At 73.7% G+C, this 21,559-nt stretch carries 13 protein-coding genes; 6 read left to right on the top strand and 7 right to left on the bottom strand.

Annotation, left to right across the window (positions count from 1 at the left end; genetic code table 11):
- Window positions 1–22: 22 nt before the first annotated feature.
- The 6 genes from BLV24_RS11920 to BLV24_RS11895 all read right to left on the bottom strand — a co-directional run bounded on the left by BLV24_RS11920 (window position 23) and on the right by BLV24_RS11895 (window position 6,531).
- Window positions 23–1,276: a class I SAM-dependent RNA methyltransferase gene (locus BLV24_RS11920; RefSeq protein WP_092681937.1), complete on the bottom strand. Its 1,254-nt coding sequence runs from the start codon at window positions 1,274–1,276 to the stop codon at window positions 23–25.
- Window positions 1,273–2,028 carry a TlyA family RNA methyltransferase gene (locus BLV24_RS11915; protein ID WP_092681935.1) on the bottom strand — a complete coding sequence of 252 codons (756 nt, stop codon included), beginning with the start codon at window positions 2,026–2,028 and terminating at the stop codon, window positions 1,273–1,275. Before BLV24_RS11915 ends, BLV24_RS11920 begins: the two co-directional genes overlap by 4 nt.
- A gap of 325 nt (window positions 2,029–2,353) precedes the next feature.
- A complete protein-coding gene (gene dxs, locus BLV24_RS11910; protein ID WP_092681933.1) occupies window positions 2,354–4,288 on the bottom strand; it encodes a 1-deoxy-D-xylulose-5-phosphate synthase in 1,935 nt (644 codons plus the stop codon).
- 130 nt (window positions 4,289–4,418) lie between these two features.
- Entirely contained in the window at window positions 4,419–5,351 is a 933-nt protein-coding gene (locus BLV24_RS11905; protein WP_092681931.1) for a polyprenyl synthetase family protein, read from the bottom strand.
- Entirely contained in the window at window positions 5,348–5,602 is a 255-nt protein-coding gene (locus tag BLV24_RS11900; RefSeq protein ID WP_092681929.1) for an exodeoxyribonuclease VII small subunit, read from the bottom strand. The genes BLV24_RS11905 and BLV24_RS11900 overlap by 4 nt, the downstream gene beginning before the upstream one ends.
- Window positions 5,599–6,531 (bottom strand): histone deacetylase family protein, encoded by a 933-nt coding sequence (locus BLV24_RS11895; RefSeq protein ID WP_092681927.1) that lies wholly within the window; start codon window positions 6,529–6,531, stop codon window positions 5,599–5,601. The genes BLV24_RS11900 and BLV24_RS11895 overlap by 4 nt, the downstream gene beginning before the upstream one ends.
- Window positions 6,532–6,777: 246 nt before the next feature.
- Between BLV24_RS11895 and BLV24_RS11890 the strand changes: the two genes are divergently transcribed.
- The 3 genes from BLV24_RS11890 (at window position 6,778) to BLV24_RS11880 (ending at window position 9,748) form a co-directional block, all read left to right on the top strand.
- Window positions 6,778–7,653: a hydroxymethylglutaryl-CoA lyase gene (locus BLV24_RS11890; protein ID WP_218133396.1), complete on the top strand. Its 876-nt coding sequence runs from the start codon at window positions 6,778–6,780 to the stop codon at window positions 7,651–7,653.
- On the top strand, window positions 7,646–8,434 hold the full coding sequence (locus BLV24_RS11885) for a crotonase/enoyl-CoA hydratase family protein (protein ID WP_092681925.1): 789 nt from the start codon (window positions 7,646–7,648) through the stop codon (window positions 8,432–8,434). The genes BLV24_RS11890 and BLV24_RS11885 overlap by 8 nt, the downstream gene beginning before the upstream one ends.
- A 108-nt stretch (window positions 8,435–8,542) precedes the next feature.
- Entirely contained in the window at window positions 8,543–9,748 is a 1,206-nt protein-coding gene (locus BLV24_RS11880; RefSeq protein WP_092681923.1) for a nucleotidyltransferase family protein, read from the top strand.
- Window positions 9,749–9,939: 191 nt separating this feature from the next.
- On the opposite strand, the gene BLV24_RS11875 is transcribed toward BLV24_RS11880, so the two are convergent.
- Window positions 9,940–10,812, bottom strand: coding sequence for a branched-chain amino acid aminotransferase (locus tag BLV24_RS11875; RefSeq protein WP_218133395.1), 873 nt, complete (start codon window positions 10,810–10,812; stop codon window positions 9,940–9,942).
- Window positions 10,813–11,281: 469 nt separating this feature from the next.
- Between BLV24_RS11875 and accD the strand changes: the two genes are divergently transcribed.
- The 3 genes from accD (at window position 11,282) to BLV24_RS11860 (ending at window position 21,552) form a co-directional block, all read left to right on the top strand.
- Window positions 11,282–12,316, top strand: a complete 1,035-nt coding sequence (gene accD, locus BLV24_RS11870; protein WP_092681921.1) for an acetyl-CoA carboxylase, carboxyltransferase subunit beta — start codon at window positions 11,282–11,284, stop codon at window positions 12,314–12,316.
- Window positions 12,317–12,471: 155 nt separating this feature from the next.
- The gene (locus BLV24_RS11865) at window positions 12,472–13,755 is read left to right on the top strand and encodes a bifunctional folylpolyglutamate synthase/dihydrofolate synthase (RefSeq protein WP_092682101.1); all 1,284 of its coding nucleotides are present in this window, start codon (window positions 12,472–12,474) and stop codon (window positions 13,753–13,755) included.
- A 285-nt stretch (window positions 13,756–14,040) separates the two neighbouring features.
- Window positions 14,041–21,552, top strand: a complete 7,512-nt coding sequence (locus BLV24_RS11860; protein WP_176954719.1) for a type I polyketide synthase — start codon at window positions 14,041–14,043, stop codon at window positions 21,550–21,552.
- Window positions 21,553–21,559: the final 7 nt, after the last annotated feature.

Genomic DNA, 21,559 nt, shown 5'->3' with positions numbered 1-21,559 from the left:
TCACCGTCGCCGTCGCCGGCGGTCAGGGCCGGACGAAAGCCGCGGCGAGCTCCACATGGGCCGAGCCGCGGAACTGGTCCACCGGCCGCACCCAGTCCAGCCGATAGCCGCCGTCGACCAGGGTCCGCGCGTCGCGGGCGAAGGTCTCCGGGTTGCAGCTGATCGCGGCGATGCGCGGCACGGCGGAGCCCGCCAGCGCCTCCGACTGCGCCGCGGCGCCGGCGCGGGGCGGGTCGATCACCACCGCCTCGAACCCCTTCAGCTCGCCCGCGATCAGGGCCTTGCGGAACAGGTCCCGCGTCTCCGCCTCCACCCGCTTCAGCCGCCCGCCGGTCCCGCGCCAGCCGGCCAGCAGGGAGCCGACCATGCCGGCTTCGCCCTCATAGGCCACGACCTCCGCGCGCTCGGCCAGCGGCAGGGCGAAGGTGCCGAGCCCGGCGAACAGATCCGCGATCCGGCCCGAATCCCCCACCGCGTCGCGCGCGGCGGCGAGCAGGGCGGCCTCCCCTTCCCGCGTCGCCTGAAGGAAGGCGCCCGGCGGCGGGACCACTTTCGCCTGCCCGAAGACCAGCGCCGGGATGCGGGGGGCGGAGACCGTCTCCCCCTCCCAGCTCAGCCGGGCCAGCCCGGTCTCCCCCGCCGCCGCGGCCAGCCGCAGGCGCAGCGGCCCGTCCAGCGGCTTGCCGCCGGAGACGTCCAGGTCCAGCCCGCCCTCGGTCACCGAGACGGTCATCTTCATCTCACCCTTGCGCGAGCCGCCCAGCGTCGCGACGGTCCGCAGCGCCTCGAACCCCGCGGGAATGGCGGGGTCGAGCACGCGGCAGTCGGGGATCTCGACGATCCTCGCCTCCCGCCTTGCATGGAAGCCGACCATGGCGCCGGAGCGGGTGCGTCTGGCCGACAGCGTCGCCCGGCGGCGGGCGGCCATGGGGGAGGTGATCGTCGCGGCCACCTCCGTCTCCAGCCCCCGGGCGGCGAGGGCGGTCACGATCCGCTCCCGCTTCCAGCCCGCCACGAAATCGTCGGAGGCGTGCAGCAGCGCGCAGCCCCCGCAGTCGCCGAAATGCGGACAGGGCGGGGTCACGCGGGCGGCGGAGGAGGTCAGGATCCGGGCGGCCTCGATGCGGCCGGCGGGGTCCGGGACGCCTGCGATGCGCTCTCCGGGCAGGGTCAGAGGGGCGAAGACGGCGCCGGATGCGTCGACGCCGTCGCCATGGCGTCCCAGTCGGGCGATGTCGAATGCGGTATCGGGGCCGGAGGTTGCGGGCTCGGTCATGGGGCTTTCCTCGCGGCGATCAGGAATTCGCGGTTGCCGTCGCCGCCCTCGATGGGGCTGGCGTCCTCATGCGTGACCTCCCAGCCGGAGGTCTCGAGGAAGGCGCGGATGCGGGCGCGCACGGCCGCGTGCACGGCCGGGTCGCGGACCAGCCCGCCGCGGCCGACGGCCCTGGGCCCGGCCTCGAACTGCGGTTTGATCAGCGCGACCAGAACGGCGCCGGGGCGGGCCAGCGCCAGCGCGGGGGGCAGCGCCTTCTCCAGCCCGATGAAGGAGAGGTCGGAGACGATCCAGTCCGGCGCCGGAACCAGCCCCTCGGGCAGGGCGCGGACATTGACGCCTTCGTGGGACGTCACGCGGGGGTCGGCTGCGAGGCTGGGGTGCAACTGGCCGTGGCCGACGTCGAGCGCGTGGACACGGGCGGCGCCGCGGGCCAGCAGCACCTCGGTGAAGCCGCCGGTGGAGGCGCCGAGGTCGAGCGCCTGGCCATGAGGCGTCAGCCCGAAGGCGTCGAGCGCGTGGACCAGCTTGAGCGCGGCGCGGGACACCCAGGGGCAGGGATCGGCGGTGACGCGGATCTCGGCCGCCGGCCCGACCTTGGCGGAGGCGCGGGAGGCGGCGGCGCCGTCGACCTCCACCACCCCGGCGGCGATCAGCGCCTGGGCGCGGGCGCGCGACGGCGCAAGGCCGCGGGCCGCCATGGCCTGGTCGAGCCGCCGGGGCGCGGCGGAGGGATCGCGGGGGTCGGACATGCGCGCTGCATGGCCCGGAGCGGCCTTCGCGTCAATCGGCGCCTGTGCGGCGGGCGGCTCAAGGCGGGCCGGGGACGGGAGCCGGCGCCCAACCCCTGCGCCGACTGAACCGAGACGCCGCGCCGGCGTGGAAACGAGGGCGCCAGGCGGCCGCGGGGCGAGCGGACAGGGCCGGCCCCACGGCAGCGCGGCGCATGCGGGGCGCGACGTCCCCGGCAAGAGGCGACGCGCCAGGCGCCGACGCCCCAGCCGGGGACGGCGGGCGGGACGATGCGGGCCCGCCGCAAGGCGGGACGCGAGGCCCGAACTCCGGCCCCGCCGGGCGTCAGGCGAGCCCGGCGCGGTCGATGGCGGCGACGCCCAGCGCCGACAGCGCGGTCGAGGCGATGGCCCCCGCATCCAGCCCCGCCTGCGCATACATCTTCGCCGGCGCGTCATGGTCGAGGAACAGGTCCGGCAGCACCATCGGCCGCACCGCCAGGCCGCGATCCAGCGCGCCCTCGGTCGCCAGCAGGTGCAGCACCTGCGACCCGAACCCGCCGGTCGCGCCCTCCTCCACCGTCAGCAGGGCCCGATGCTCCCGCGCCAGGCGCAGGATCAGGTCCCGGTCCAGCGGCTTGGCGAACCGCGCGTCCGCCACCGTGGCGGAGACGCCGCGGGCGTCCAGTTCCTCGGCCGCGGCCATGCACTCGGCCAGCCGCCCCCCGAAGCTGAGAATCGCCACCGCGCCGCCCTCGCGCATCACCCGGCCGCGGCCGATCTCCAGCACCTCGTCGAAGGGGGGGAGCTCGACCCCCACGCCCTCGCCGCGGGGATAGCGGAAGGCGGAGGGGCCGTCGTCATGGGCCACCGAGGTCGCCACCATCCGCGCGAGATCCGCCTCGTCCGCCGCGGCCATCACCACCATGCCCGGCAGGTTGGCGAGAAAGCCCACGTCGAAGGACCCGGCATGGGTGGCGCCGTCGGCCCCGACCAGCCCGGCCCGGTCGATGGCGAAGCGCACCGGCAGCCCCTGCAGGGCCACGTCATGCACCACCTGGTCATAGGCGCGCTGCAGGAAGGTCGAGTAGATCGCGCAGAACGGCTTCATGCCCGACGCCGCCATCCCCGCGGCGAAGGTCACCGCATGCTGCTCGGCGATGCCCACGTCATACATCCGCTTCGGGAACCGCTTGCCGAACTTGTCGAGCCCGGTTCCGTCCGGCATCGCGGCGGTGATGCCCACCACCCGGTCGTCCCGCTCCCCCGCCGCGATCAGCGCCTCGGCGAAGACGGCGGTGTAGCTCGGCGCGTTGCTCGGCGCCTTCTTCTGGGCGCCGGTGGCGACGTCGAATTTCGACACGCCGTGATACTTGTCCGCCGCCCGCTCGGCCGGGGCGTAGCCCTTGCCCTTCTTCGTGATCGCGTGGATCAGCACCGGCCCGTGCGCCCGCGCCTTCACCGTGCGCAGCACCGGCAGGATCTGGTCCAGGTCATGCCCGTCGATCGGCCCGACATAGGAGAAGCCCAGCGCCTCGAACAGCGTGCCCCCGACCGCGAGCCCCTTGAGCATCTCCTTCGCCCGCTTCGCCCCCTCCCGGAACGGACCGGGCAGCAGGTTGGCGGCGCCCTTGGCGGCGGCGGCGAAATCCTGGAAGGGCGCGCCCATCCACAGCGAGGTCAGGTAACGCGACATCGCCCCCACGGGCGGCGCGATCGACATCTCGTTGTCGTTGAGGATCACGATCAGCGGCAGGCCGAGATGGCCGGCGTTGTTCATCGCCTCATAGGCCATGCCCGCCGACAGCGCCCCGTCGCCGATCACGGCGATGGAGTGCCGGCCCTCGCCATAGCCGAGATCCCGCGCCGCGGCGAAGCCCAGCGCCGAGGAGATCGAGGTCGACGAATGCGCGGCGCCGAACGGGTCGTAGGCGCTTTCCGACCGCTTGGTGAAGCCCGACAGCCCCCCGCCCTGGCGCAGGGTGCGGATGCGGTCGCGCCGGCCGGTGAGGATCTTGTGGGGATAGGCCTGATGGCCGACATCCCAGACCAGCGTGTCGCGCGGCGTGTCGAACACGGCGTGAATGCCCACGGTCAGCTCGACCACGCCGAGCCCGGCGCCCAGATGGCCGCCGGTCTCCGACACCGCGGAGATGGTCTCCGAGCGCAACTCGCCCGCCAGGCGGGTCAGATCCGCGTCGGAGAACCGCTTGAGGTCTTCCGGGCTCGACACCCGGTCGAGAAGCGGCGTGCGCGGGCGGTCCTGCGGCTGATCGGTCAAGGCGTCTCCCCTTGCGGCGGGCTCGGTTCGCGGGACGGGCGTGGGCGCGACGTTTATTGGATCGAGCGTCTGCGCACAATCCGCCCCGGGGCAGACGGCGCGCGTCGGGGTCCGCCATCGGCCCGCGGGCTCAGGTCCGGCGCGACACCGCGAACCGGGCGGCGAGCGCCAGCGGACGGCCGCGCGCGCCGAAGGGGGCGAGCTTCGCCTCGGCCTCGTCGGCGAGCCGGGCGGCGCGGGCGCGGGCGCCGTCGAGCCCCAGCAGGGACACGAAAGTCGCCTTGCCCGCGGCCTCGTCCTTGCCCGCCGCCTTGCCCAGCGCCGCCGCATCCCCTTCCACGTCCAGCACATCGTCCTGGATCTGGAAGGCGAGGCCCATCGCCTCGGCATAGGCGCGCAGGGCCGCGCGGGCCGACGGGTCGGCCCGCCCGACGATCGCCCCCGATTCGGCCGCGAAGACGATCAGCGCGCCGGTCTTGAGGGTCTGGAGCCGCTCGATCTCCGGCAGGGTCAGGGGGGCGGGGGCGGTCTCGGCGGCGATGTCGAGCGCCTGCCCCCCGACCATCCCCGCCGCGCCCGAGGCCCGCGCCAGCCCGAGGCACAGCGCGGCGCGCACGTCGCCGTCGGGGTGGGTGTCGGGATGGGCGAGGATCTCGAAGGCCAGGGTCTGAAGCGCGTCGCCGGCGAGCACGGCGGTCGCCTCGTCCCATTTCACATGCACCGTGGGCTGGCCCCGGCGCATGGCGTCGTCATCCATGCAGGGCAGGTCGTCATGGACCAGCGAATAGGCGTGCAGGCATTCGATGGCCGCCGCCACCCGCTCCGCCTGCGCGGGATCGGCGCCGAAAAGCGCCGCCGATTCCACCGCCAGGCAGGCCCGCAGCCGCTTGCCCCCGTTCAGCGAGGCATGGCGCATCGCCGCCGCCACCGGCGCCCGCGGGCCCAGCAGGTTGGCGGGGGGCAGCAGCTCCTCCAGCGCCGACTCGGTCAGGGCGGCGGCGGTGGACAGGCGCTCGGAGAACTCGGCGGCGTCGGCCTCCGCCTCGCCGAGGGCCAGGCTCATCCCAGATCCATCGGCTTCGCGGTGGGGCCGTCGGGGCCGGCGCCGGCGATCTGGTCGACCTTTAGCTGGGCCTCGGAGAGCCGCGCCTCGCAATGGGCCTTCAGCTTCGCGCCGCGTTCATAGAGCGTGATCGAGGCCTCCAGCGCCGCCTCGCCGCGCTCCAGCTGGTCGACCACCGCCTCCAGTTCGCGCATGGCTTCCTCGAAGCTCAGGGTCTCGACCGGTTTCGGGGCGGATTTGGCGTCGGTCATAGGCTGCGCTCCATCAGAACCTGCACATGGGCCGCGGTCGAGGCCGCCAGGCCGACGAGGTCATACCCGCCTTCGAGCGTCGAGACGACCCGTCCCCCGCAGGCGGTGTCGGCCAGATCGCAGATGCGGTGGGTGATCCAGGCGAAATCGGCCTCGGTCAGCTCCATCTCCGCCAGCGGGTCGCGGCGATGGGCGTCGAAACCGGCGGAGATGACGATCAGCTCCGGCCCATGCGCGGCGATGGCGGGCAGGAGCGTGTCCTCCCAGGCCGCGCGGAAATCCTCGCCGCCGGCGCCGGGGGGGAGGGGGGCGTTGAAGATGTTGCCGGCCCCGGTCTCCGACGCCGCGCCCGTGCCGGGATAAAGCGGCATCTGGTGGGAGGACGCGAAGGCGGCGCGGGGCTCGTTCCACAGCACGGCCTGGGTGCCGTTGCCGTGATGCACGTCGAAATCCAGCACCGCCACGCGGGACAGCCCGTGGCGCTCCAGCGCGTGCAGGGCGGCGATGGCGGCGTTGGAGAACAGGCAGAAGCCCATCGGGGTCGAGGGTTCGGCATGGTGGCCGGGCGGGCGGCAGGCGACGAAGGCGGCCTTCCGCTCCCCCGACAGCACCAGGTCCACGGCCTGCGCGCAGCCCCCCGCGGCATGGAGCGCCGCGTCGACCGATCCGGGCGACAGCACCGTGTCGCCGTCCAGCTCGGCCCAGCCCTCGGCCGGGGTCGCGGCGCGCAGCCGGTCGATATGCGCCTGCGGATGCGCGAGGCGCAGAAGCGCGTCGTCGGCCGCGACCGCCTCGCGCCGGTCGAGCAGGGCGAAACGCTCGTCCTCCAGCGCGGCCTGGACGGCGCGGATGCGGTCCGCCCGCTCCGGATGCCCCGGGGGGGTGACGTGGTCGAGGCTGGAGGCGTGGGAGATCAGCGCCAGGGTCATGGAGGCTCCTGCTGGCCGGTCGGTCTCGCTCCGACCGGGCGCAGGGGCCGCGGCGAAGCTCGGGCCGGCAGCATAACCGAGCGGGCGGCGGCGCCAAGCCCGCCCTGCCCGTCCCCTGTCGCAACCCCCCGGCGCATCCCCCCCGGCGCTCTCCCGCGCCACCCTTGCCCCGGCGGCGCCCGTTCCGGTGGACTAACCGCACCGAATGCGCCATGTCCCAAGGATGCGGTGGAAGGGGAGACGCGCATGACCGACCAGATTTCCCGCGACGTGACGCTGTTCGAGATGGGCCCGCGAGACGGCCTGCAGAACGAGCCGCGTCCGATCGCCGCCGGCGACAAGATCCGGCTGGTGGACCTGCTCAGCGCGGCCGGCCTGCCCAAGATCGAATGCGCCAGCTTCGTCAGCCCGAAATGGGTGCCGCAGATGGCGGGCTCGGCCGAGGTCATGGCCGGCATCGCGCGGCGCCCCGGCGTCGTCTACACCGGCCTGACCCCGAACCTGAAAGGCTACGAGGCCGCCCGCGCCGCCAGGGTGGACGAAGCCGCGGTCTTCGCCTCCGCCTCCGAGGGGTTTTCGAAGGCCAACATCAACTGCTCGGTCGCGGAAAGCCTGGAGCGCTTCGCCCCGGTGCTCGCCGCCGCGAAAGCCGACGGCATTCCGGTGCGGGGCTATGTCTCCTGCGTCACCGACTGCCCCTATGACGGGCGGGTGGACCCGGGCGCGGCCGCCGCGGTGGCCAGGGCGCTGGACGAAATGGGCTGCTACGAGGTCTCGCTCGGCGACACCATCGGCGCCGCGACGCCGGAGTCCACCGCGGCCCTGCTCGCCGCCGTGCTGGACGTGCTGCCGGTGGAGAAGGTCGCCCTGCATTTCCACGACACCCGCGGACGGGCGCTGGACAACATCGCCGTCGGGCTGGAGGCGGGGGTGCGGACCTACGACGCCTCGGTCGGAGGGCTGGGCGGCTGCCCCTACGCGCCGGGCGCGAAGGGCAATGTGGACACGCTGGCGGTGGCGGATTTCCTCGCCGCCCGCGGACTGGAAACCGGGATCGACCGCGCGGCGCTGGCCCATGCCGCCGGATACGCCCGGACCCTGAGGGAGAACGAGAATGCCTGAGACCATCCGGATCGAAACCGACGACCGCGGCGTCGCCACCCTGACGCTCGCCCGGCCCGAGAAACACAACGCCCTGAACGCGCTGATGATCTCGGAGCTGACCGAGGCCGCGGCGACGCTGGGCGCCGACGCCTCGGTGCGCGCGGTGGTGATGACCGGCGAGGGCAAGAGCTTCTGCGCCGGCGGCGATCTCGGTTGGATGCAGGCGCAGATCGAAGCGGACCGGGAGACCCGGATCGCCGAGGCGATGGGCCTCGCGCGGATGCTGGACGCGTTGAACACGCTTCCGAAACCCCTGATCGGCAAGGTCAACGGGCAGGCCTTCGGCGGCGGCATGGGCATGATGTCGGTCTGCGATGTGGCGGTGGGGGCGGAAGGCGCGCTGTTCGGCTTCACCGAGGTGCGGCTGGGGCTGATCCCCGCCACGATCTCGCCTTTCGTCCACGCCAAGATGGGCGAGGCGAAGGCGCGGGAAGTGTTCTTCTCCGCCCGCCTGTTCGACGGGGCGGAGGCGGTGCGGCTGGGTCTGCTGTCGCGCGCTGTGCCGGCGGACGCGCTGGACGACGCGATGGAATTCGAGCTCGCGCCCTACCTGACGGCCTCGCCGCAGGCGGTCGCGGCCTCCAAGGCGCTGCTGCGCCGGTTGGGGAGCCCGATCGACGAGACGGTGACGCGGATGACCGCGGAGGCTCTGGCCGACGCGTGGGAGACCCCGGACGGGGCCGAGGGCATCGACGCCTTCTTCGCCCGGCGCAAGCCGGTCTGGCCGGGCGCCGCGTGATCCCGGCCACGGCGCGGCCGGGGACGGAGACGGGACGGGGCCGAAGATGGGGCCAGGGACGGGCCCGACGGGGTCGGAAACGGGAATGAGAACGGAGGCGGCGCGGGCGTGACTTCTGGCGTAAGCGAGGGACCCGGCGAAGACAGGACCGCGACCCCGGGCGCTGCCGGCGCCTCGGGCGAGCGGAGCCGCGCGCCCGCCCCGCCCTCGCCCGCCGCGCCCTCGACGGCGTCCGCCCCGCCCGCCTCGCCCGAACTGCTCGACGCCGCCCTGTCGCTGCTGCGCGCCTGGGGCGCCGGGGCGCCGCCCTCCGCGCCTCCCGCCGCGCCGATCCTGCCGCTGATCGCCTTCGCCGACGCCCAGAAGGTCGCGCCGCCGATCTGCGCCATGCTGGCCGAGGCGCTGCCCGGCCCCGCCGCCCGCCTGCTGACCGACACCGCGCTCGGGAACGCCGCGCTGTTCGCGGAGGCCCGTCTCGCGGACCTGCGCCTCGCCGCCCGGCCGCTCAACGCCGCGGGGATCGAGCCGGTGGCGCTCAAGGGCGTGGCTTTCGCGGCGCGGGAGGGCGCCCCCCAGCCCTGGCGGCGGATGGTCGACGTCGACATCCTGATCCCCGCCGACCGCTTCGCCGAGGCGCTCGCCGTGCTGCGCGACGACGGCTGGACCGGCCCCGACGGCCGGGTGCGCACCAATGTCTTCGGCTGCTACGCGCACCCCACCCTCGGCCGCGAGGGCGCGGCGAGCGGGCTGGAAGTCCATGTCCGCTGCTCCTACGAAGCCCATGGCGCGCTGGAGGGGATGGCCGAGCGCGCCATCCCGTCGGCCATCCCCGGCATCCGCATCCCCTCGCCCGAGGACCGGATGGCCCACATGGTCCATCACAGCCAGATCATGGGCCGCGGCTGGCGCCGGCGCAGCTTCGAGCTGCGCGACGCCTGCGACTGGCGGGTGCTGCGCGACCGCGAGGACCCGGACCTGGACGCGGTGGCGGCGCGGTTCGAGAAGCTGGGCGATGCGCCGGCCTTCCGCAGCTTCGCCGCCCTGATGGCCCGGATCTGGGACGAGGACCTCCCCGCCCGCCTCACCGAAGGCGCCGGCGACTGGCCCGAGGAGACGCTGCGCGCGCTGGTCGACCCGACCCGGGCCGAGCATTGGCGCCGCCCCGATTTCCGCCGCGCGGCGTGGGAGCTGGCGACGCGGCCGGGGATGCTGAACGAATACGCCTCGCGCCTGCTGGTGCCGCCGCATCGCGACACCACGGTGCCGCGGATCGGCGCCATGATCCGCCGCCTCACCACCGGCGCGGCGGACTGACCCTCCCGCGAACGGGTTCGCCCGGGGGGAAGGGCCGGACTCGGGAGGAAGCGCGGCCGTCGGGCCTCCGCGCCGTCGCCGCCCGCGCCGTCCTGTCCGCGCGCCGCGGGCGCCCCGGCCCCACCGGCGCACCCTCGACGCGGCGCCGGCGCGCCGGAGGATCAGGGGCCGGGGGATCAGGGGTGGGGGGATCAGGCGTGCGCGAAGTCCCAGTAGAGCGCCCGCGCCTCGGCGGTCACCGGGCCGGGGCCGTAGCTGCGGTCGTCCAGCCGGGCCACCGGCACCACCTTGTTGACGTTGCCGGTGGAGAAAACCTCATCCGCCTCGCGGAAATCCTCCAGCGTCAGCACCGTCTCCACCACCTCGCGCCCGGCCTCGCGCAGCAGCGAGATCACCCGCTGCCGGGTGATGCCGTTGAGAAACGTGCCGTTGGGGGCCGGCGTCGCCACCACCCCGTCCTTGACCATGAACACGTTGGAGGTCGCCAGCTCCGCCACATTGCCCAGCCCGTCCTGCACCAGCGCGTTGTCGAAGCCCTTCGACTTCGCCTCGCGCACCATGCGGGCGTTGTTGGGATAGAGCGACGCGGATTTGGCGTCGGTGGTCGCCATCGACGACAGCGGCCGGCGGAATTGCGTGGTGGTGATGCGCATCCCGCCCTCGGGCATCGCCGAGGGGTCGGCCAGCGGCAGGGCCTCCAGGCACAGCGCGAAGGCCGTGGTGTCCGGATCGGCGCAGATCAACGAGCTGTCGGAGCTGCGCGACCAGTACATCGGGCGGACATAGACCTCGGCCCCCGCGGGGAACTTGCCCAGCCCTTCCAGCGCCAGCTCGGTCAGCTCGCCATCGGAATGCATGGGATCGAGCCCCATGGCGCGCGCCGATTCGTTCACCCGCGCGCAGTGGAGATCCATGTCCGGAGCGACCCCCTCGAAGCCGCGGCCGCCGTCGAAGACCCCGGTCCCCTGCCAGAGCCCGTGGTCCGCCGCGCCGGCCACGCGCACGTCGCCCTGGTGCCACGAGCCCTCGCTCCAGGTCCAGATCTCGCCTGCGCCCATCGCCATGGGGTCCCCCTCCTCGTCATTTCGGTCGGGTCCAGCATGAGGCGCTGCGGCGCAGCATTCAATCTGGCTGACGTCGAAATCCGACATGATCCTTCGCGAAATCGACATTCGACAATCGTTCTCAGCACAATGAGGCCGAATTTGCGCCGCGGCGCAGCATACGCGAAACGATGCGGCGCGGCGCGCGCGCCTTCTTCGCCCGTTTTCCGGGCCTCCGGTTTTGCAGCGCAACCTGCGCAGGGGCGTCGGGCTGCGCTTCCGCTCCGGAACCGACTCCTGGGCAAGGGGGAGTCGCCCGCCCCCGCCCCGCCCCGGCCCCACCCCTGCCTCGCCCCCGCGCCCGCCGCACCTGTCGCGCCCGCATTGCAATCCGCGCCGCGCGCCGCTACTTCCCCGCGGCAAGCCCCTTGCGGGCGCCCGTCTTGCGGGTGCGGGCCGCGCGACGGGGCCGAACGGACAGGGACTGCGCATGAACTGGATCAACGATTACGTCCGCCCGCGGATCAACTCGCTGTTCTCGCGCCGCGAGATGCCGGAGAACCTCTGGCGCAAATGCGACTCCTGCGGATCGATGCTGTTCCACCGGGAACTGCGCGATGCGCTGAACGTCTGCCCCAACTGCCAGCATCACATGCACATCACGCCGCGCGACCGGTTCGAGGCGCTGTTCGACGGCGGCCGCTTCAAGGAGGTCTCCGCCCCCGACGCGCTGGCCGATCCGCTGCAGTTCCGCGACGAGAAGCGTTATCCCGACCGCCTGCGCGACGCCCGCCGCAAGACCGGAGAGCATGAGGCGACGCTGATCGCCGACGGCGAGATCTTCAAGCTGCCGGTGGTCGCGCTGGGCCAGGACTTCTCCTTCATGGGCGGGTCGATGGGCATGGCGGTCGGCAACGCCATGATCGCGGCGGCCGAGCGCGCGGTGAAGCGCAAGGCCCCGCTGGTGGTCTTCGCCGCGGCCGGCGGCGCGCGGATGCAGGAGGGGATCCTGTCCCTGATGCAGATGCCCCGCACCACCGTCGCCACCCAGATGGTGAAGGAGGCCGGGCTGCCCTATGTGGTGGTGCTGACCAACCCCACGACGGGCGGCGTCACCGCCTCCTACGCCATGCTGGGCGACATCCAGATCGCCGAGCCGGAGGCCCTGATCTGCTTCGCCGGCCCGCGGGTGATCGAGCAGACCATCCGCGAGACCCTGCCCGAGGGCTTCCAGCGCGCCGAATACCTGCTGGAGCACGGCATGCTGGACCGGGTGGTGCACCGCAAGGACATGCGCGAGGAGCTGGCCCAGATCCTGCGCCTGCTGATGCAGGCCGAGCCGCGGGTGCATGGCGACCTGCCCGCCCCGGCCCCCGCGCCGGCGGAGGCCCCGGCCACGGGCGCCTCGGCCCCGATCCCCGCCCCGGCCACCGTGCCCGCCCCGGCGGACGCCGCGAAACCGGCCGAGCCGGCCCCCGGCGCCGCAGGCGCCGCCGGGTCCGGAAGGGAGCCGCGCGGATCTTGACCGCCCCGCGTCCCCTCGAAACCGGTCGCGGCCCCGCCGCCGAAGCGCCGCGCCCCGAAACCGCGGCGGCCGACGCCGTCTACCGGGCCAGCGTTCTGGGCGCGCCGAAGCCGGGAACCGCGAGCGCCGGCTCCGACGTCATCCTCGACCGGCTGATGGGGCTGCACCCCAAGATCATCGACCTGACGCTGGACCGGATGTGGACGCTGCTCGACGCGCTCGGCAATCCCGAGCGGTCGCTGCCCGGCGTGGTGCATATCGCGGGGACCAACGGCAAGGGCTCGACGCTGGCCATGATCCGGGCCGGGCTGGAGGCGGCGGGGCGCACGACCAACGTCTACACCTCGCCCCATCTCGCCCGGTTCCATGAGCGCATCCGCCTGCATGGCGCCCTGATCCCGGAGCCTGACTTCGCCGCCCTGCTCGACGATTGCGAGCGGCTGAACGGCGGCCGCAACATCACCTTCTTCGAAATCACCACCTGCGCCGCCCTGCTGGCCTTCGCGCGCCGCCCCGCGGACCACACGCTGCTGGAGACCGGGCTGGGCGGGCGGCTGGACGCGACCAACGTGGTGGCGCGGCCCGCACTGACGGTGATCACGCCGATCTCGCTGGATCACCAGCAGTACCTGGGCGAGACGGTGGAGCTGATCGCGGCCGAGAAGGCCGGCATTCTCAAGCCCGGCACGCCCTGCGTGGTCGGCCCGCAGACCGACGAGGCGCTGGCGGTGATCGAGGCCCGGGCCGAAGCCATCGGCGCGCCGCTGATCGTCTCGGGGCGCGACTGGCAGGCCTGGTCCGAGGGCGGGCGCCTGATCTTCCAGGACGAGGCCGGACTGCTGGACCTGGCCCTTCCCGCGCTGGCCGGGGCCCATCAGGTCCAGAACGCCGGGGCCGCGATTGCTGCGCTGCGAACGCTGGGCGCGGACGACGCCGCCTGCGCCGGCGGACTGGCCCGCGTGCAGTGGCCGGCGCGGTTGCAGCGGCTCGACCCCGCGCGCCTGCCCGGCCTGCCGGCGGATGCCGAAGTCTGGCTGGACGGCGGCCACAATGAGGCCGCGGGCGAGGCGCTGTCGGTCCACATGAACGCGCTATGGGGCCGCCGCCCCGCCCCATTGCACCTGATCTGCGGGATGCTGGAGACCAAGGACCCCTCGACTTTCCTGCGGCATTTCAAGGGGCTCGCCGATCACGTCACCGCCGTGGCGATTCCCGAAGCGGCCGCCAGCCTGCCGGCGGAAGCGGTGGCCAGGGCCGCGGCCGCCTCCGGCATCGCGGCGGAGCCCGCGGCGGATTTTCACGCGGCCCTCGCCGCCACCGGCCGGCGGGTCGACGTCGCCGCGCAAACCGCCGGGACGGCGGCGTCGCCCCGGGTGCTGATCTGCGGATCGCTCTACCTTGCCGGATGGGTGCTGCGGCAACTCGCGCCACCCGAATGATGCAATGCAGCATTAACGGTCCAGAATTCCATTGGAGCGCTGCATTTTCGACGCTATCGTGCAGTAAATGTTCGAAACTCTCCGGCGTGTCGCAGGCGCCGCGCGGGCGACAGGGACATGGCGCATGAACGCGCCCAAGTTGCCGCCGAGATGCGTTTCGGCTAGGCGAGGGCAGTCAATCAGGGTCCCGGAGCCGCGCAACGACGCGGACGACCTGTACGGGACCGCAGAACAAGACGCCCGCCGGCAACGCCGGTGGGAACGTTCAAGGGCAAGGGGCAGGCGGTGCTTAAATCCACCAAACCGGGCGAAATCGCCATCGTGGGCTACGGCTGCCGGCTCCCCGGCGCCCCGGACGCGGAGGCGTTCTGGGACCTGCTGCGCGACGGGCGGTGCTCGGTCACCCGGATCCAGGATGACCGCTGGTCCCGCGATCGCCACAGCCATGCCGACGGCGCCGCCGGCCGCAGCTACACCTTCGCCGCCGGCCAGCTCGACGCGCCCTTCGCCTTCGACGCCGGATTTTTCGGGATCTCCCCGCGCGAGGCCGAGCAGCTCGACCCCCAGCAGCGGGTGCTGCTGCAGGTGACCTGGGAGGCGCTGGAGAAATCCGGGCTGCGCCCCTCGGACCTGCCCAAGGCCACCACCGGCGTCTTCGTCGGCGCGTCCTCCAACGACTATTCCAACCGCTTCTACGCGGACCCGGCGGCCATCGACAGCCAGTTCATGACCGGCAACACGCTGTCGCTGATCTCCAACCGCATCAGCTACATGCTCGACATCAACGGGCCGAGCTACACGGTGGACACGGCCTGTTCGTCGGGCCTCTACGCGCTGCACGAGGCCTTCATGGCCATGCAGGCGGGGCTTGTGGACACCGCCATCGTCGGCGCGGTCAACATGCTGCTGTCGCCCTATCCGTTCGTGGGCTTCTCGGCGGCGACGATGCTGTCGAAGGTCGGGCTGTGCCAGGCGTTCGATTCCAAGGGCGACGGCTATGTGCGCTCCGAAGGCGCGGTGGTCTTCGTGCTGCGCTCGCTGGAAACGGCGATCGCCAACAACGACCGGGTGCTGGGCGTGATTTCGGGCGCGGGGATCAACTCCGACGGCCGCACCACCGGCGTCTCCCTGCCCTCGGGCGACCAGCAGCGGGCGCTGCTGGACGATGTTTACCAGCGCTTCGCGATCAACCCCGCCAAGCTCGCCTTCATCGAGGCGCATGGCACCGGCACCCGCGCCGGCGACCCGATCGAGACCTGGGCGCTGGGTCAGGCGCTGGGTCAGCGGCGCGAGACCCCGCTGCCCATCGGCTCGGCCAAGACCAATGTCGGGCACCTGGAGGCCGGGTCGGGCCTGGTCGGGCTGCTCAAGGCGCAGCTTGCGCTTGAGAACAACCTGCTGCCGGCCTCGCTGCACTTCACCGACCCCAACCCGGACATCAAGTTCGACGAGTGGAACCTCTCGGTCGCCGCCGAGCCGACCCCGCTGCCCCGCCAGGACGCCCCGCATTACGCCGGCGTGAACTCCTTCGGCTTCGGCGGGGCCAACGCCCATGCCGTGCTGCGCCAGCCGCGCGCCGAGGAGCGTCGGGCCGAGCCCGAGACGGTGGAGCCCGGACCGCTGATCATCTCCGCCCGCTCGGAGGAGAGCCTGTCCTCGCTGGCCGGCGCCTACCGCGCCCGGCTGGCCGGCGCGCCGGCGGCGGAGGCCGCGCGGATCGCCAACGCCGCCGCCTATCAGCGGGAGCGTCTGCCCCACCGCCTGATCGCCTTCGGCGACACGCCCGCCGCCCAGATCGCCGCGCTGGACGCGCATCTGGCGGGGACGAAGCACCCGCTGCTGGCCTCCGGCCGCGCCCAGGCGCGCCAGGGCGGCGTGGCCTTCGTGTTCTCGGGCAACGGCTCGCAATATGTGGGCATGGGCCGCGCCGCCTATGCCGCCGACCCGATCTTCCGCGCCACCTTCGACGCCGTGTCGACCATCTTCGAGAAGCTCTCGGACGTGTCGCTGGTGGAGGCGATGCAGGCCGAGGATCTCGACGCCCGCCTGCCCTATACCAGCCTCGCCCAGCCGCTGATCTTCGCGGTGCAGGTGGCGACGGTGGAAAGCTTGTCGGTGAAGGGGCTGAAGCCCGACGCCGTGCTCGGCCATTCGGTGGGCGAAGTGGCGGCGGCCTGGGCGGCCGGCGCCTTCGACCTGCCCGACGCGGTGCGCCTGATCTACGTGCGGTCGCGCAATCAGGAGAAGATCAAGGGCCGCGGCTCCATGTCCGCCGCCCTGACCGGGGCCGAGGCCGCGGAGCAGGCGCTGCGCGAAGGCGGATTCGACGGGGTCGTGGTGGCGGCGGAGAATTCGCCCCGCTCGGTCACGCTGTCGGGGGACAAGGAGCAGCTCGCGGCCTTCGCCAAGGCGGCGCGCAAGCGCAAGATCGCGGTGAAGGCGCTGGACCTGGACTACCCGTTCCACGCCCCGGCCGCGGATGCGCTGAAGGACGACCTGCTGGCCGATCTCGACTGGCTGCGCCCGCAGGAGGCCCGCTGCGCCTTCGTGTCCGCCACCTTCGGCGAGGCCGCGGACGGCGAGGCGCTCGGCCCTCATTACTGGTGGACCAACATCCGCCAGCCGGTGAAGTTCCGTCCGGGCATCGAGGCGCTGCTGGAACTGGGCTGCGCGAGCTTCGTGGAGATCGGGCCGCGCCCGGTGCTGATCTCCTATGTGCGCGACACCGCCGCCGACCGGTCCCGCCCGGCCGCGGTGATGGGCGCGCTGGAGGAGAAGGACCAGGACGTCGATCTGCGCCGCGTGGTGGCCCAGGCCGCCGCCGAGGGCGCGCCCCTGGTGGAGAACCGCTTCTTCGGCCGCGACGCGCGGGCCGAGGTGGACCTGCCGCTCTATCCCTGGCGCAACCAGAACTATATCGCCCCGCGCTCGGACGAGGCGCTGAGCCTGTTCGACACCGCCGGCCGCAATCCGCTGCTGGGCGCGCGGATGCGCGAAGGGGCGCGGGACTGGCGGGCGCTGGTCGACGGGCTGACGCCGGACTGGACCGTCGATCACAAGGTCGAGGACGCCATCATCCTTCCCGCCGCCGCCTATGCCGACGCGGCGCTGGCCGCGGGGCTGGAGGATATGGGCGACGGGCCGGTGGAGCTCGCCGATCTCGACATTCTGCGTCCGCTGGCGATGGAGGACGGCGCGGGATACGAGCTGCGCATCCGCATCCAGGGCGACCGGAGGGTGGTGGACATCGACAGCCGTCGGCGCCTGGCCGGCGAGGAATTCGGCCTGCACGCCCGCGGCCGCCTGCGCCGCCCCGCCGTTCCGACGCCGGCGCCGCGCACGCCGCCGGCGCCCGATCCGACCCGGAGCCTCGGCGCGGAGGCCCTTTACGACCTGACCGCCCGCTTCGGGCTGGCCTACGGCCCCGCCTTCCGCCGCGCCCTGAACGTGCGCATGGTGGATGAGCAGACCGCTTTCGTGACCCTCGATCCGGGTCTCGACCGGATCTCGCCCGACCGCCACGCGCTGCACCCGGCGCTGCTCGACGCCGCCTTCCACGGACTGTTCGGCCTGATCGCGGAGCGGGAGCAGGACGGCTCGCGGTCGTTCCTGCCGGTGCGCATCGGCTCCCTGATCCTGCACGCGCCCGGCGCGGCCCCGGCCGGCGCCTGGGTGGAGGTCACGCGGGCCTCCGAACGCTCCATCGAGGCGTCCTTTACGCTGGTCGACGCGACCGGCGGGACCGTGGCCGCGCTGACCGGCGTGCGGTTCAAGGCGGTGCGGATCTCCCGCGCTCGCCGGCCGTCGGAGCTGACCTATCGCAACGCGCTGGTGCGCCTGACGCCCGCTTCGGGAAGCCGTGGCGAATGGGGCGCCCGCCTGCCCGAGCTCGCCGCCGCGCTGACCGCCGCGGAGGCGCCCGAGCTTTCGGCCGGGGCGCTGCTGATCGACACCACCGCGCGCCGCATCGCCCGCGACGCGCTGGCCGGGCTGGCCACCGAAAGCCAGGTGCTGGACGCCGAGGCGCTGATCGCCGAGGGCCGGCTCGCCCCCTCCGCCCGCCCTCTGTTCGAGCGGATGCTGATGGCGCTGGAGGAGGACGAGGCCGTGGGCCGGGCCGAGGACGGCAAGGCCCTGCTCGACCCCGAACCGCCCTACCCGCCGCTGTCGGCGCTGGTCGAGGCGCTGTTCGCCGAGGCCCCGCGCCGCATCGTCGAGATCTCGCGCCTGATGGCGCTGCCCAGCGCCCTGCCCCAGCTGCTGGAGCAGGGCCCCGGCGAAACCGCCGAAGGCCCGATGACCGCCGCGCAACTGCGCCTCGCCGCCTCCGGGCCGGCGGGGGAGGGGCGCTGGGCGGCGCTGTCGGGCGTGCTGGACGCCGCGCTGGGGCGCGCGCGCCGCGACGCGCGGCTGGAGGTGCTGATCCTGGGCGCCGCGCCCTCCGCCCTGATCGACCGGGCGGCGAAGGCCCCCGAGGTCTCGGGCGTCACCGTCTCCGACCCCGATCCGCGTCACGCGCGCTCGCTCGAAGTCGGCGATCCGGAGCGCAACGGCGTGGCCCATGCCGCGCTGGACGAGATCCCGGAAGACGCGCGCTTCGACCTGGTTCTGGCCGGCGACGCCCTGCACCGGATGTCCGCCACGCAGCTTTCCGATCTGCGCCAGCGCCTTGCGCCGGGCGCCGGGATCGCGGCGGCGGAAGAAGCCCCGAGCCTGCCCGCCGACCTGACCGAGGGCGGCGACGCCCATTGGTGGGCCGAGACCGTGGACCCGGCCCTGCCCGTGGGCCGCCTGCGCTACGCCGCCGAATGGGCCGAGGCGCTGACGGCCGCCGGCTACGCCGGTGCGCAGGCCCTGCCGCTGGCCGATCCCGAGGCCCCGGCCGCCCTGCTGCTGGCCGCCGCGCCCGCCGGCGGCGGCGCCTCCGTCTCCGGGGTGGCCCCCTCGATCAGCGCGGCGGATGCCGTGACCGACGCCCCGACCCTGCTGCTGGTCCATGGCCCGGCCGAGGCGACGCTCGCCGCCGATATCGCCGCCATCGCCGAGACCGCCGGCCGTCAGGCGCTGGCCGTCGCCGAAGCCGACCTCGCCGCCACGCTGGACGGGCTCGAGGATCTGGAGGCGGTGCTGCTGACCGGCTTCGGCGGGGAGGGCGCGGCGCTCGACGCCGCCCATCGCCGCCTGCTCTCGGCCCGCGGCGCGCTCGCCCGGCCCGAGGCGCTGACCCGGCTGTGGCTGATCGCCCGCGGCGCCGTCGCCGCCGGGCCGCTGCGCCCGCTGGTCCCGGCCGAGGCCGCGGCCTGGGGGCTCGCCCGCGTGCTGGGCAACGAGTTCCCCGACATCGACCTGCGCCTGGCCGATTTCGGGCTCGACATTCCCGACGCCGCGCTGGCCGAGCGCATCGCGGCCGAGCTGATCGCCCCCGCCCCGGACCGGGAGACGGTGCATGACCTCGCCGGCCGCGCCGGGGTGCGGGCCGAGCGGGTGGACGATCTCGAGGACCGCGCCCGCGCCGCCCGCCTGAAGGGCCCCGCCGCCCGCCGGCTGGCGCTGGGTCAGCAGGGCATGATCGACAGCCTGGAATGGCAGGTCGAGCCCCGCGGCGAGCCCGCGCCCGACCAGATCGAGATCGAGGTCGTGGCCACCGGCCTGAACTTCCGCGACATCATGTGGGCCCAGGGCCTGCTGCCCGAAGAGGCGCTGGAGGACGGTTTCGCGGGCCCGACGCTGGGCATGGAATGCTCGGGCGTGGTGACGCGCACGGGCAAGGGCTGCACGCGCTTCCGCAAGGGCGACAAGGTCATCGCCTTCGCCCCCGCCTGCTTCGCCACCCATGTGCTGGTGGCCGAGGGCGCCGTGGCGCCGCTGCCCGAGGGCGTGGACCTGACCGCGGCCGCGACCATCCCCACCACCTTCCTGACCGCCTGGTACGGCCTGGTGGAACTGGCGGCGCTGGCGCCCGGCGAAACCGTGCTGATCCATGGCGGCGCCGGCGGGGTCGGCCTCGCCGCCCTTCAGATCGCCGCCGCCCGCGGCGCGACGGTCATCGCCACCGCCGGCTCTCCGGCCAAGCGGGAACTGCTGGCGCAGCTCGGCGCGGCGCATGTGTTCGACAGCCGCTCGCTGGATTTCGCCGATCAGGTGCGCGAGATCACCGGCGGGGCCGGGGTGGACGTGGTGCTGAACTCGCTGTTCGGCGAGGCGATGGAACTGTCCATCGAATGCCTCAAGCCCTTCGGCCGCTTCATCGAGCTGGGCAAGCGCGACTATTACGCCAACTCCCAGATCGGCCTGCGCCCGTTCCGGCGCAACCTGACCTATTTCGGCGTGGATGCGGACCAGCTTCTGGTCTACCGCCCCGACCTCGCCGCCAAGGTGTTCGAGGCGATGGGCGACGGTTTCGCGTCGGGCGACTTCATCCCGCTGCCGCATATCGTCTTCGACGCGGCCGAGGTGGTGGACGCCTTCCGGCTGATGCAGAAGTCCGGGCATGTGGGCAAGATCCTGGTCAAGGCCCCGCCCGCCGTGGCCCCGGCCGAGACCCGCGCCCCCCGCATCGACCCCAAGGGCGCCTGCCTCGTGGTCGGCGGGCTCGGCGGCTTCGGGGCGGAAACCGCGGCCTGGATGGTGGAGCAGGGGGCCCGGCATGTCTGGCTCACCTCCCGCTCCGGCCGGGTGACGGAGCCCGCGCGCGCCGCGATCCGACGGATGGAGGCGATGGGCGCCAAGGTGCAGACCCGCGCCTGCGACGCCGCCGACGAACCCGCCATGCGCGCCCTGATCGACGAGATCGAGGCCGGGCCCGCCCGCCTGCGCTCGGTGCTGCACACGGCGATGACGCTGGACGACGCGCTGTTCGCCAACCTGGACGCCGACCGCATCCGCACCGTGCTGCGGCCCAAGGTGGCCGGCGCCGCGGTGCTGGACAAGCTGACCCGCGGGCTGAAGCTGGACGTCTTCGTGATGTTCTCCTCGGCCACGACGCTGGTCGGCAATCCGGGCCAGTCGTCCTATGTCGCCGCCAACTGCGTGCTGGAGGCGATGGCCGCCGAACGCCGCCGCGCCGGGCTGCCGGGGCTGGCGGTGGCATGGGGCGCGATCTCGGACGCCGGCTACCTGACCCGCGACGCGGATACCGAGGCGCTGCTGGCCACGCGGCTCGGCGCCTCCGCGATCACGGCGCGGGAGGCGTTCCGGGGCCTGGGCCTGGCGCTCGCCGCCGCGGACCCGGCCGACGCTTCGGCGCTGTCCTACGCCCAGATCGACTGGAGCTCGGCGGCGCGGGAGCTGGCGGTGACCCGCACGCCGCTGTTCGACCGGCTGTCCATGCCCGACTCCGAGATCGGCGGAGAGGGCGCGATGGACCTCGCGGCCCTGGTCTCCGGCCTGTCGGAGCCCGAGGCGCTGAAGAAGATCGCCGGGCTGCTGGCGCAGGAGACCTGCCGCATCCTCCGCCTGCCGGCCGAGGAGATCGACCCGATGCAGCCGCTGACCGAAATGGGCTTCGACAGCCTCATGGCCGTGGACCTGCGCATGGCGGCGGAGGAGAAGCTGGGCGTCGATATCCCGCTGATGAGCCTGGCCGGCGGGGCGACGTTGCTCGACATCGCCGCGCGGGTGTACAAGCGCATCGGGCTTGAGGACGAGCCCGTCGAGGACGCCAGCCTGACCGGCGACGCGGCGGTGGACACGCTGATCGCGCGCCATGTGCAGGGCGGCATCGCCGAGGGCGCGGATGCCGAGATGCTCTCCGAGATCCGCCGCCGGGCCGAGAAGACCGAGGACGCCGCGCGCTGATCCTGCG

This window comes from Albimonas donghaensis, assembly GCF_900106695.1.
In the GTDB taxonomy this organism is placed as follows: domain Bacteria; phylum Pseudomonadota; class Alphaproteobacteria; order Rhodobacterales; family Rhodobacteraceae; genus Albimonas; species Albimonas donghaensis.
The sequence above is the reverse complement of the archived record's forward strand: the minus strand, read 5'-3'. Positions and strand labels throughout refer to the sequence as shown.